Here is a 12,238-nt window from a genome sequence, read left to right as displayed (position 1 = left end):
GGTGGATCCCCGGGGCACAGCGAGGATATCCGGTGGTCCTGCGCCTCGGCTCGGAGAGCGCGATGGAGCCTATGATGGAGGGATGAGTCGAATCGCCATCACGGCTTTCAGCGGATGGAACGACGCGGGAGAAGCCGCCAGCGGGGTGATCGAGCATCTGCTCGAGGTGTGGCCGTCACGGCCGGCCGGCGCGGTCGATGCCGAGGAGTACATCGACTTCCAGGTCAACCGACCCGAGATCAGCACGGACGAGGACGGTCTGCGGGTTCTCGACTGGCCGGACACCGAGCTGCGGATTGTGCAGCCGCCGCGTGGCCCCGAGATCGTGACGGTGCTGGGTCCCGAGCCGTCCCTGCACTGGAAGCGCTTCTGCGACGAGGTGCTCGAGCAGATGCAGCTGCTGGACGTGAGCTCGGTCATCTCGCTCGGTGCGCTCCTGGCGGATTCCCCGCACAGCCGCCCTCTGCCGGTCTCCTCCTCGATCGAACCGGGATCGGCCCAGCCGGTCGCGGGCTCCGAGCTGTACTCGGGGCCCGTCGGCGTCCCGACGATCCTCGCACGGCGTACTGCGAGCGCGGGCCTGCGCACGTCGAACGTGTGGGTGCAGGTCCCGCACTACGTCTCCCAGAACCCCTCCCCGAAGGCCGTGCTCGGTCTGCTCCGGGAAGTGCAGTCGCTGGTCAGCGCGCCGATCCCGATCGACGACCTGCTCGAGGAGTCCGAAGCCTGGGAGCGCGGCGTCGACGAGCTCGCCCGCACGGACGAGGACGTCGCCGACTACGTGCGGCGCCTCGAGCGCGCCCAGGATGCCGCGGATCTCCCCGAGGCGAGCGGCGACGCGATCGCCAAGGAGTTCGAGCAGTTCCTGCGCCGCCGGCGCGAGACGGACTGAGTCCGCGGACGGACCGGCCCGGGGCAGTGCGCCGCGCGGCACGGGCCGGTTCTGCCGCGCCGGCCGGTTCAGCCGCGCAGATCGAGACCGAACAGCGCGTCGGCCGCGGCCAGGACGTCGCCGGGGCCCGATGCGGCCTCCGGTGATCCGGATGCTGCGTCCGACTCCTGCGAGGCGGCCCATCCGTCGAGCACGGCGAGAGCCGTCGGGGTGTCCAGATCATCGCGGAGAGCGGCGCGCAGGGCCTCGACGGTCCGCGGGTGATGACCACCGCGGGAGGCGGCGAGGCGGTAGCTCGCCAGGCGGCTCTCCGCGAGGGTGAGCCCGTCATCCGACCAGGCCCAGTCGGCCCGGTAGTGGTGCGCCATGAGCACCAGACGGATCACCATCGGGTCGACTCCCCCGCGGACGAGGCGGTGCACGAACACCAGGTTGCCCAGTGACTTGCTCATCTTCTCGCCCTCATGGGCGACCATGCCGCTGTGGGTGTACACGTTCGCGAAGCCGCGACCCAGGGCGACCGCATGGGCTGCGCTGAGATCGTGGTGCGGGAAGATCAGATCGCTGCCGCCGGCCTGGATGTCGAAGGGCAGGCCGAGCCCGCCCTCGGCGATGCACACGCACTCGACGTGCCATCCGGGACGACCGCGCCCCAGCACCCCGGCGTCCCAGGCGGGTTCGCCGTCGCGCTCGGCGCGCCACACGAGCGGATCGAAGCGGCCGCGCTTGCCCGCACGATCGGGGTCTCCCCCGCGCTCGGCGAAGACGGCGAGCATCTGCTGCTCGCTCCAGCCGGAGACGTCGCCGAGGGCACCGTCGATGTCGAGGTCGAGGTACCAGTCGTCTCCGGAGGCATCCGGAGTGGGGACCTGATAGGCGCGCCCGCGCTCCAGGAGGGTGGTCACGGTCGCGATGATGCCCTCCATCGACTCGCTCACCGAGAGGTAGGTCTCCGGGGCGACGACCCGCAGCGCCTCCATGTCCTCGGCGAACAGGGCGGTCTGCGAGGCGGCGAGCTCCCGCCACTCCACACCGTCGCGCTCGGCCCGCTCCAGCAGCGGGTCGTCGACGTCCGTGATGTTCTGCGCGACCTCGACCTCGAGCCCCGTGTCCCGCAGGGCCCGGCGCATCAGGTCCGCTGCGTGGTACGTGGACGCATGTCCCAGGTGGGTCGCGTCGTACGGGGTGATGCCACACACGTACAGACGGGCGCGGCCCGGGGTGATCGGCATCAGGGGGGCCACTCGACCGGTCCGGGTGTCGTGCAGCTTCAGCGGCACACCGGAAGCGGGAAGGGGCGAGAGCGTCGGAGAGATCCAAGATTCCACTGTTCGATCATACGGTCCCGGAACAGGACGGATGACGAGGGTGGGAGGGGTCTCAGGCGCCGCCGAGCGGGTCCACCCCACCCAGCCAGAGCAGACCCAGCAGCAGCAGGCCGGCGATCACCCGGTAGACGACGAACATCAGGTACGAGTGGTTCTCGATGATGCGCATGAACCAGGCGATCATCGCCAGGCCGACGGCGAAGGCCACCACGGTGGCCACGATGATCGCCATCAGGGAGGGTTCCCCGGCGGCCGCGGCGGCCGCGCGACCATCGGCGCTCAGCAGCGCCGGCACCTCCTTCGCCGCCTTGTACAGGCCGGAGGCGAACACGGCCGGGACGGCGAGCAGGAAGGCGTACCGGGCGGCCGCCTGGCGGGTGAAGCCCATCAGCAGGCCCGCGGTGATGGTCCCGCCGGAGCGGGAGACCCCGGGGATCAGCGCGAGAGCCTGGGCCAGGCCGAAGAGGATGCCGTCGCGGAGCGTGAGGTCCGTCAGCTCCTTGCGCTGGGGAGCGATCCTGTCCGCGAGCCCCAGCAGGATGCCGAAGACGATCAGCATCGTGGCGGTGATGTACAGGTTGCGCAGGGAATGGTCGATCTGGCTCTCGAACAGCAGACCCAGGACGCCGATCGGGATCGACCCGAGGATCACCAGCCAGCCCATCCGCACGTCCGGATCGGACTGCGGGACCTTGCCGGCAAGGGCCTTGAACCACTTGCCGATGATCCGCGTGATGTCCTTCCAGAAGTAGATCAGGACAGCGGTCTCGGTGCCGAGCTGGATGATCGCGGTGAAGGCGGCGCCCGCGTCCTCGCCCGGGGCCATCAGCTCGCCGACCACGCGCACGTGGGCGCTCGAGGAGACCGGCAGGAATTCGGTCAGACCCTGGACCAGGCCCAGGACGATCGCCTCGATGAACGACATGGACACTCCTCGGGGACGGCTATCGATCGGGGTGGCCCGACGCGCTCATCCGCGCTCATCGGCCCCGGACAGACTACGCGGCGCCGGGCGTCGAGCCCGGCGCCGCGTGGGAGCCAGTGGTGAAGATGACGTGCAGGTTCAGAGCACGAGGTCAGCGTCCGGTGCCGTTGTCCTCGTAATCGTCCCCGTCGTCGTCCTCATCGCTGTCGTCATCGTCATCGTCATCGTCATCGTCGTCCTCGTACTCGTCGAGGTCATCGAGGTCGTCGAAGTCGTCGTCATCGTCGTCGTCCTCATCGTCGGCGTCGAAGACGATCAGGGGCGTGGCGATGTCGTAGGCGTCGAAGAGGGCATCGTCGTACGCATCGAAGGCAGTGGTCAGCTGTTCGGTGGCGGCGTCCAGGGCAGGATCGTCGTCACCGCGGGAGGCGGAGGCCGCCTCGTAGTGTCGTTCGAGGGCAGCGATCAGCGCAGCAAGAGCGGAGCGAGGATCCGTGTTCATGCTTGGACGGTACCCCGTCCGACGGCAGAATGGACAGAGGAAGCACAAGGTCCCCGGTCCGATATCGTCCCCGTGGCGGCAGGATCGTGGACCCGTTCGTCCCGCCAGATCATCGATCACAGGAGGATCTCGTTGTCCGGACTCCACAAGCCCTTGGCCGCACGTATCGAGCACGTGCGCGATCCGCGAGGTCTGCGGGACCTCCCGCTCGAACGCGGGCGCCGTGCGGAGGACTACGAGTTCCAGATCATCACGGTCCCCCGGGAGAGCTCGGTGTCGCAGGTGCGCGCGGTGCTCACGGAGCAGGCCGAGTACGGCCGCTGGGAGCATGCCCGCACGCGCCTCTACCTGGGCGGTGGCAAGAAGGTGTGGCTGCGCCGGCGGATCCTCCGCGTCGAATCGACCCTCGACCACGTCTCCGTGCTCTGATCGGGGCTCGGCTCCGTCCACAAGGGAGCCGCCCTCGCGACGCCGAGGCCGTCGATTCTGGTCCAATGGCACCGTGGCAACCCTCCTGAGCTCCCTGTGATCACCCTCGCCGTGCTGCTCGGCGTCTATCTGCCGCCAGCGCTGGTGCTCGCCTGGATCGACAGCAGGGAGCATCGCCTGCCCAACGTCTGGGTGGGCGGGATGACCCTCGCGGTGAGCGCCGCGCTGCTGCTCGAGGCCGTCCTGCTGCCCTCCGCGCGGGGCACGCTGCGTACGGCCGCGATCCTGGCCCTGCTGCTGGGCGCCGGAGCGATCCTCCTCGCGCTGGTCGCCCCGCCGCTGCTGGGGATGGGCGATGCCAAGACCCTGCCGGTGGTCGTGCTCATGAGCGCGGCGCTCGGCGGCGAGGTGCTCCTCGCGTCGCTGCTGGGGATCGCGGTGATCAGCGGGCTCGCCGGAGGCGTCGTGATGCTCGCGACCAGGCGCTCGGGAGTGCGTTTCGCCGTGGGACCGATCCTGCTGGCCGGCCCGTTCCTGGGCCTGCTCGGTGCACCGCTGGTCGGTGCGGCGCTCGGGACCGGCGGCTGAGGTGCGGGGTCGTGACGTCCGGGTCCGCGCCGCCCCGCCCCCCTCAGCGTCGTTGGCGTCGTGCCTCGTACAGAGCGATGGACCCCGCGACGGAGGCGTTGAGGGAGGACGCGCTGCCGCCCATCGGGATCTCGGCGATCACATCGCAGGCCTCGCGCCAGCCGGCGCTCATCCCGATCGTCTCGTTGCCCACCACGATCAGCACCGGGCCGGTCAGATCCGTCTGCGCGAGCTCGAAGCCGCCGGCCTCGTCCAGGCCGACAACGGTCCACGGAACGCCCTGCTCGCGCTGCTCCTGCACCCAGGCGAGCACCTCCCGATGCGAGGCCTGGCGCACCACGGGCACCGCGAAGATCGACCCGGTGCTCGCGCGGATCGCCGCCGGATCCCAGGCATCGGCGCTGTGACCGGTGATCACGAGGCCCTCTGCGCCGAGCGCATCGACCGTCCGGGCGAGGGATCCGATGTTGCCCGGGCCCGACGGGCGGTCGAAGACGACCACGACCGCGGTCGGCGAGGGCGCGAGCCGGCTGAGGTCATCGGACGGGACGGCGACCACGGCCAGCAGCTCGGGGGCGCCCTCCTGGCGCTCCCCCAGCTCCGCCATGAGCTCCGAGGCGAGGACGACCACCGGGGCAGGCGGGTCCTCCAGCAGCTCCTGAGCCCATCGGGAGGGCCGCTCCCGGCCGTCGGACAGCAGGGCACGGATCTCCGCGCCGTGCGCGATCGCCTGGCTGATCGGGCGTACCCCATGGACGATCATCTCGCCGCTGCGGGTGCGCTTCGTCCGGTTGCCCAGCAGCGCCTGCCACTGCTGGAACAGCGCGTTGCGACGCTCGAGCCGGGCGGGCAGGGAGCTGCGATGCGGGGAGTCGGGGCGGCTCATGCGCCGGCCCCGTCGAACCCGAGCTGACGCCAGGCCTCGTACACCGCGATCGAGACCGCGTTGGACAGGTTCAGGGACCGACGGGCCGGCAGCATCGGGATCCGGACCCTGGACGTGATGCGGGGATGGGCCATCGCGTCCTCCGGCAGGCCGGTGGGCTCGGTGCCGAAGAGCAGCACGTCGTCACGGGCGTACTCGATCTGCTCGTAGGAGACGTCCGTGCGCGCGGTGAAGGCGAACACCCGGGCCCCGGGGAGCGCATCGAGCGCCTGGTCGAGATCGGGGTGGATCGAGACGTCGGCGAGGTCGTGATAGTCCAGCCCCGCCCGTCGCAGCTTGGAATCCTCGAGATCGAAGCCGAGCGGTTCGATGAGATGGAGACGCGCCCCGGTGACGGCGGAGAGCCGGATCGCATTGCCGGTGTTCCCGGCGATGGCGGGCTCGTGGAGGAAGACATGGACCATGCACCGATCTTCCCACGCACCGCGCGTCGTCCCGTGCGCACGACAAAGAACCCCTCCTGCCGGTTCTCACCGATCAGAAGGGGTTCGTCCGTGTCCGAGAGGGGACTTGAACCCCTACGCCCTAATACGGGCACTAGCACCTCAAGCTAGCGCGTCTACCAATTCCGCCACCCGGACAGGTGACCGCCGTAGCGACTCGAGAAATATAGCACGCAGGAGACGGTGGTCGTCTACCGAAAAGCGTCCTGCCAGCAGAAACGTGAAGACAATCACGCCAGGGCGTCGATGCGACGCGAATCCATCAAGGTGTGCAGCAGCTCCAGGACCGCCGCGATCCGAGTGCCCAGCGTGCTGGCGACCGAGGACGGGAGCCTCTCGCCGAGATCCTGCAGCGCGGCGGCGGCGAGGACGACCATCGTCGGGTCGGGATCCACGATCCCCGACCGGTCCCAGGCGTCGATCGCCACCAGGAGGTGCTCGAGCTCGTCGCAGGCATCATGCCGACCTCCGGAGAGGAGGTCCACGCGAGCTCGCGCGGCCAGGGCCGTGCACCGACGCAGGAGAGGTGTGGTGAGATCTGGACCGATCATCTCCGGAGACTCCGCACGGCGACCGAGCACACTGTCGGTGCTGTCTGCGAATACCCGCTCCAGGTCCATGGGTCACGTCCTCGTGCTGCGTCCGGCGGTGTCGACAGGGTCCGGTCGACGTCGATGACTTTACTGCGTCTTTACCCTTCGGGACAAGCACCTCGCCGACGGTTCCGAGGAGAGCGGGGGTTCGGGCGGGTCCGTGCGTCAGGCCCCGCTCGTCGCCGTGCCCCGGCCCGCCAGCTCCGAGCGTGCGGCGAGGAGCATCGCGGAGACGGGGGCGGCCGGCACGCCCAGCATCGAACGGACCTGCTGGTCCGCCTGATGGGCGAGCATCTCGAGCCCATCGACGACCTCGCCGCCCAGGCCCGTGATGACGGCAGCCAACGGCGCCGGCCACGGATCGTAGAGCACGTCCAGGAACAGCGTCGGCGCGGTCAGCGACGATCGCCCTTCCCACTCCTCCGCGACGGCGTGCGCACCCTCGACGGCGAGAGCACTGATGACCACCTCGGCATCCAGCAGCAGCTGGCTGGACGACCAGGGCACGTGACGCACGGACACCTTCTCCGTGGCGGCGAGAGCCTCGAGAGGAGCGAGCTTGTGCGGGCTGCGGGCGCTGAGCAGGATCACCCGCACCCCCAGCTCGAGCAGCGAGGCGACAGCGCTCATCGCCGTGGCGCCGGAGCCGAGCACCGCACCGGTGCGCGGCGCACGGGCGCCGTGATCCCGCAGGGCTGCGACGATCCCGTACACGTCATGGTTCTCGGCGCGCCAGGTGCCGTCCTCCCGCCGGATCAGGGTGTTGGAGATGCCGAGCGCACGGGACGTCGCATCGGTCTCCGCGGCGAGGGCGAAGGCCTCGGGCTTGCCGGGCATCGTGACGCTGACCCCGGACAGCTCCCGGCCGGGACCGTCGGCCAGGAAGCCGGCGAGCTGACCGGCGGACACCTCGAAGCGGTCGTAGGTCGGCCCGTCGAGGCCGAGCACCTCGTAGGCGGTGCGATGGAGCACCGGGGAGAGCGAATGCTGCACCGGGGAGCCGATCACCCCGAAGCGCGGCCCCGTGGGGACGCAGATGGTCCTGTCGTTCATGCTCAGCCCTTCTTCGCGTCGGCCCAGTCCTGCCATTCCTTGACGTTCGCCTCGTGCTCCGCCCAGGTGGCGGCGAACTTGGTCTCGCCGGTGTCCGTGTTCACCGTCACGAAGTACAGCCAATCGCCGGCCGGCGGATCCGTTGCCGCGTCCAGCGACCCTGCGCCCGGGGCCCCGATCGGCCCTGGCGGAAGACCGGTGTGGACATAGGTGTTGTACGGGCTGTCGTTGCTGCGCTCCTTCGAGGTCGTGCCCACGCTGGCCGCCTTGCCGGTGACGTAGTGCACCGTGGAGTCGAACTGCAGGGGCATCGGGGTGCCCTTCGCCTCGCCCGTGCCCTCGAGCCGGTTGCGGATCGTGCGGACGACCTTGCCGTAGTCCTCAGGCTCCCGCACCTCGAGCTCGGCCAACGAGGCGATCGTGAGCGTCTCGTGCCAGGACTCCTCGGGGATGTCGCGGGAGGTCAGCTGCTCCTCCATGCTGTCCCACATCATCTGGATGACCTCTTCGGCGGTGGCCTCCTCGGGGATGTCATAGCGCCCCGGCCAGAGGTAGCCCTCGAGCGTCCCGGCCGAGTTCTTCGGGATGCCGTAGGCGGTGTAGTCCTTCGCGGCCTCCTCGAAGTCCTTCACCGGGATCCCCGAGGCCTCGGACAGCAGAGGCCAGATCTGGGAGAGGTTCAGGCCTTCGGGGATGATCACCCGGTGCCCGGCGAGATTCGACGGGTCCAGCAGCGCGTCGAGCGCATCACCGGAGGTCATCTCCTTCTTGACGCGGTAGACCCCGGGCTCGATCTTCCCGGCATCCGGGGTGTTCGAGAACTGGGTGATGAACGGGCCCGACGACTTGATGACGCCCTTGTCGACGAGCGTTGCGGCGATGTCCGTGCCGGTGTCCCCGGGGGCGACCTCGACGACCACCTCGCCGGTGCCGGGGCCCGGGAACTCCGGGTCCTCCTGCTCGACGGTGACGTTCGACGTGAGCCAGCGATATCCCTCGTACCCGCCGAACCCGAGACCTCCGAGCACGGCGAGCACGAGCAGCACGGGGAGGACGCGACGCAGCAGACCCCCGCGCTTCGGCGGCGGGGGCGTCTCCGCCCGCCGGCGACCACGGTGCGGGGTGCCACCGGAGGTCTGATGCTCGGCGACTTCGTCGAACGAGTAGTTCTCGTCCTCGCTCATCCGTCGTCCTCCTGATCGGTTGATGGGGTGCGACCGGAGATCGACTCGACGAGTTCACCGGCGCGTCGCCCGGTGGACCGTTCGATGTCCAATGCCTGTTGGAGGATCATCACGGCAGCGACCTGGTCCACGACCTTCCGGTGCTTGCGCCCCTTCCGGCCTGCGGAATGCAGCGCCTGATGCGCGGTGACCGTGGTCAGCCGCTCGTCGAGCAGGCGGATCTCGACGTCCTGACCGCTGCCCTCGAGGAACACCGAGAGCTCGCCGACGAAGGCTCGCGCCTTCTCGGCCGCACGACCCTCGGTGCCGTTCAGGGAGCGCGGAAGCCCCACCATGATCACACGGGCGTCCGCCTCGGCTGCCTCGTCGGCGACCCGGCGCGTCGCGCTCGCCCGGTCGAGGGTCTCGACCGGGGTCGCGATCATGCCGTCGAGATCACTGCGGGCCAGACCGACCCGCACGTCGCCGACGTCGACCCCGAGTCGGACTCCCCGGGGAAGCCCCTGGTCCTCGTGCCGGTCATCGGCCCCGGTCATGCGGGGAGGGTCGCCGCGACCGCACCGCGCACGGCGGAGAGCGCATCGGGGATCCGTGCGGGCTCCCCGCCGCCGCCCTGCGCCATGTCGGGCTTGCCGCCGCCGCGGCCGCCCATCGCCTCGGCGGCGGTGCGCAGCAGCGTCCCGGCGGCCAGGCCCAGGTCCCGTGCCGCCGCGTTGGTCGCGACGACGAGCGCGGCGCGCCCGTCCTCGTGCCCGGCGACGGCCACGACGGAGGGCGAGTCCTCACCCAGACGCGTGCGGAGATCCAGCGCCAGGGTGCGCAGGTCGCCGGCCGCGATGCCCTCGCCGGCGTCGTGGACGAGGAGCCGCGCTCCCCCGACGTCCGTGGCGCTCGAGGCGAGCTTGCCCGCCTCGGCCTGCAGCTGCTGGCCACGCAGCGCTGCGAGCTGCTTCTCCATATCCTTCATGCGCTGGGTCATCGTCTTCACCCGCTCGGGGAGATCCGCGGCGGAGCCCACCTTGAGCATCTCCGAGAGCTGGGAGACCAGCGCATGCTCCTGCGCCTGGAACCGGTAGGCCGACAGGCCCACGAGGGCATCCACGCGACGTACGCCGCTGCCGATCGACGCCTCACCCATGAGCTGGACGGTGCCGATGGCTCCGGTGGAGTCGACATGGGTGCCGCCGCACAGCTCGCGCGACCAGTCGCCGCCGATGGAGACGACGCGCACGATATCGCCGTACTTCTCGCCGAACAGCGCCTGGGCGCCGAGCGCCCGCGCCTCGTCGATCGGCATCTGCTGGTCGGTGACCGCGAGCTCGTCCTGGAGGAGGGTGTTCACCCGGCCCTCGATCTGCGCCAGCGCACTGCGCGGCACGCCCTGCCCGTACCGGAAGTCGAAGCGCATGCGCCCTGGAGAGTTCTCCGAGCCGGCCTGGGTGGCGCCGTCCCCGAGCTCCTCGCGCAGGGACTGATGGACCATGTGGGTGGCGGTGTGAGCCCGCGCGATCGCGCCGCGACGGGCCGTGTCGATCGCGGCGACCGCGCCCGCGCCGGGGTGCACCTCGCCCTCGACGAGCCGTCCGCGGTGGACCGGCAGACCCTTGACCGGGGCCTGGACGTCGTCGACCTCGACGATGCCGCCGCTGGCCAGCGTGATGCGGCCCTGGTCGGCCAGCTGGCCGCCCATCTCCGCATAGAACGGGGTCGCAGCGAGGACGAGCTCGACGTCCGCCGGAGCCTGGACGGAGTCCACGAGGGCACCGTCCACGAGGACGGACTCGACCGTGGTGGAGAGGGTCGACTCGGTGTAGCCGACGAAGGGCACGGCCTCGCCGCGCTCCCCCAGGAGCTGGTTGTAGAGCGCGGTGTCGGTGTGGCCGGACTTCTTGGAGGCTGCATCGGCCCGGGCGCGCTCACGCTGCTCGGACATCGCGGTGCGGAAGCCCTCCTCGTCGACGGTCAGGCCCACCTCCTGCGCCATCTCCAGGGTGAGGTCGATCGGGAAGCCGTAGGTGTCGTGGAGGCGGAAGGCATCGGGGCCTGCGAGGCTGCGCCCGCCCTCCGTCTTCACCGCGTCGGCGAACTGGTCGAAGATCGCGGTGCCGGTGACGAGGGTGCGCCGGAACGCCTCCTCCTCGGCGTAGACGATCTCGCTGATGCGCCCGAAGTCCGCCTCGAGCCCCGGGTAGGACTCGACCATCGCATCCTTGGAGATCGGCAGCAGATGGGGCATCGACGGGTCCGCGTAGCCGAGCAGGCGCATGGAGCGCACCGCACGGCGGATGATCCGGCGCAGCACGTAGCCGCGGCCCTCGTTGCTCGGGCGCACACCGTCCGCCACCAGCATCAGCGCGCTGCGCACGTGGTCGCCCACGATGCGCAGCCGCACGCTGTCCTCCTCGTCGGCGCCGTAGGCGCGACCGGAGAGCTCCTGGGCCTTCTCGATCACGGGGAAGACCTGATCGATCTCGTACATGTTCTGCTTGCCCTGGAGCAGGTAGGCGACCCGCTCCACGCCGAGACCGGTGTCGATCGACTTCTGGTCGAGCTCCCCGAGCAGCGGATAGTCCTTGCCCGCGCCCGGACCGCGCAGGAACTGGTCGAACACCAGGTTCCAGATCTCGATGTAGCGATCCTCGGCGTCCGGGCTGCCCGGCCACTCGGGCACCCGGCCGCTCGGAGCATCGGGCCCGTACTCGGGACCCCGGTCGACGTGCCACTCGCCCGTCGAGCCCGCGGGGCCGGGCTGACCGGTGTCCCAGCAGCTCTCCTCCCACGGCAGCTGCACGACGCGCGAGGGGTCCAGGCCGATGACCTCGGTGACGTGCTGGTAGGACTCCTCGTCCTCCTCCCACAGCGTGAACCAGAGGGAGTCGGGATCGAAGCCGAGCCCGCCGTCGTCCTGAGGGGTGGTCAGCAGCTCCCAGGAGAAGTCGATGGCACCCTTCTTGAAGTAGTCGCCGAAGGAGAAGTTCCCGGCCATCTGGAAGAACGTGCCATGGCGCGTGGTGCGACCGACGTTCTCGATGTCATTGGTGCGGATGCACTTCTGCACGCTCACCGCGCGCGCGTACGGGGCCTTCTCGGTGCCCACGATGTACGGGATGAAGGGGACCATGCCGGCGATCGTGAAGAGGATCGACGGATCGGAGGACACCAGCGAGGCGCTGGGGACGATCTCGTGCTGCTTCGTCGCGAAGAAGTCGAGCCAGCGACGATGGATCTCGGATGTGCGCATGGTCTGGTGAGGTCCTTCCGGGGAAACCTGGGGAGGGCGTACAGGGCCGCCCGACGAGCTGAACGGACACGAAGGCCCCGGTCAGGGTACCGGAGTACACCCGCCGGGGCCTTC

At 70.1% G+C, this 12,238-nt stretch carries 13 protein-coding genes and 1 tRNA gene; 3 read left to right on the top strand and 11 right to left on the bottom strand.

Features of this window, described 5'->3' with window-relative positions:
• The first annotated feature begins 82 nt into the window (after positions 1-82).
• Positions 83-892, top strand: coding sequence for a PAC2 family protein (locus INT49_RS07590; protein WP_193117123.1), 810 nt, complete (start codon positions 83-85; stop codon positions 890-892).
• A 68-nt stretch (positions 893-960) separates the two neighbouring features.
• Here the strand turns inward: INT49_RS07590 and mshC are convergent, their stop codons facing one another.
• From mshC to INT49_RS07575, 3 genes are all read right to left on the bottom strand, one after another.
• Complete coding sequence (mshC, locus tag INT49_RS07585) at positions 961-2,220, bottom strand: cysteine--1-D-myo-inosityl 2-amino-2-deoxy-alpha-D-glucopyranoside ligase (RefSeq protein ID WP_193117122.1); 1,260 nt, start codon at positions 2,218-2,220, stop codon at positions 961-963.
• 52 nt (positions 2,221-2,272) lie between these two features.
• A complete protein-coding gene (locus tag INT49_RS07580) occupies positions 2,273-3,145 on the bottom strand; it encodes an undecaprenyl-diphosphate phosphatase (protein ID WP_193117121.1) in 873 nt (290 codons plus the stop codon).
• Between the two features lie 151 nt (positions 3,146-3,296).
• The gene (locus tag INT49_RS07575) at positions 3,297-3,647 is read right to left on the bottom strand and encodes a DNA primase (protein WP_193117120.1); all 351 of its coding nucleotides are present in this window, start codon (positions 3,645-3,647) and stop codon (positions 3,297-3,299) included.
• Between the two features lie 132 nt (positions 3,648-3,779).
• On the opposite strand from INT49_RS07575, the gene INT49_RS07570 reads away from it, so the two are divergent.
• Positions 3,780-4,076 (top strand): DUF5703 family protein, encoded by a 297-nt coding sequence (locus tag INT49_RS07570; RefSeq protein ID WP_226849906.1) that lies wholly within the window; start codon positions 3,780-3,782, stop codon positions 4,074-4,076.
• Between the two features lie 96 nt (positions 4,077-4,172).
• Positions 4,173-4,664 (top strand): hypothetical protein, encoded by a 492-nt coding sequence (locus tag INT49_RS07565; protein ID WP_319021544.1) that lies wholly within the window; start codon positions 4,173-4,175, stop codon positions 4,662-4,664.
• A gap of 43 nt (positions 4,665-4,707) precedes the next feature.
• Here the strand turns inward: INT49_RS07565 and INT49_RS07560 are convergent, their stop codons facing one another.
• From INT49_RS07560 to alaS, 8 genes are all read right to left on the bottom strand, one after another.
• Positions 4,708-5,550 carry an RNA methyltransferase gene (locus INT49_RS07560; RefSeq protein ID WP_193117119.1) on the bottom strand — a complete coding sequence of 281 codons (843 nt, stop codon included), beginning with the start codon at positions 5,548-5,550 and terminating at the stop codon, positions 4,708-4,710.
• Entirely contained in the window at positions 5,547-6,014 is a 468-nt protein-coding gene (locus tag INT49_RS07555) for a tRNA (cytidine(34)-2'-O)-methyltransferase (protein WP_193117118.1), read from the bottom strand. Before INT49_RS07555 ends, INT49_RS07560 begins: the two co-directional genes overlap by 4 nt.
• A gap of 91 nt (positions 6,015-6,105) precedes the next feature.
• Positions 6,106-6,191, bottom strand: a tRNA-Leu gene (locus INT49_RS07550).
• A gap of 92 nt (positions 6,192-6,283) precedes the next feature.
• On the bottom strand, positions 6,284-6,604 hold the full coding sequence (locus INT49_RS07545; protein ID WP_193117117.1) for a hypothetical protein: 321 nt from the start codon (positions 6,602-6,604) through the stop codon (positions 6,284-6,286).
• A gap of 207 nt (positions 6,605-6,811) precedes the next feature.
• Entirely contained in the window at positions 6,812-7,699 is an 888-nt protein-coding gene (locus INT49_RS07540; RefSeq protein ID WP_193117116.1) for a shikimate dehydrogenase, read from the bottom strand.
• Positions 7,700-7,701: 2 nt separating this feature from the next.
• The gene (gene mltG / locus INT49_RS07535; RefSeq protein WP_193117115.1) at positions 7,702-8,883 is read right to left on the bottom strand and encodes an endolytic transglycosylase MltG; all 1,182 of its coding nucleotides are present in this window, start codon (positions 8,881-8,883) and stop codon (positions 7,702-7,704) included.
• A complete protein-coding gene (gene ruvX, locus INT49_RS07530; RefSeq protein WP_193117114.1) occupies positions 8,880-9,419 on the bottom strand; it encodes a Holliday junction resolvase RuvX in 540 nt (179 codons plus the stop codon). The genes mltG and ruvX overlap by 4 nt, the downstream gene beginning before the upstream one ends.
• Positions 9,416-12,124, bottom strand: coding sequence for an alanine--tRNA ligase (gene alaS, locus INT49_RS07525; RefSeq protein ID WP_193117113.1), 2,709 nt, complete (start codon positions 12,122-12,124; stop codon positions 9,416-9,418). Before alaS ends, ruvX begins: the two co-directional genes overlap by 4 nt.
• Positions 12,125-12,238: the final 114 nt, after the last annotated feature.

Origin of the sequence: Brachybacterium tyrofermentans, assembly GCF_014897585.1 — a bacterium.
Taxonomy (GTDB): Bacteria; Actinomycetota; Actinomycetes; order Actinomycetales; family Dermabacteraceae; genus Brachybacterium; species Brachybacterium tyrofermentans.
This window is presented reverse-complemented; position numbering and strand designations above follow the sequence as displayed.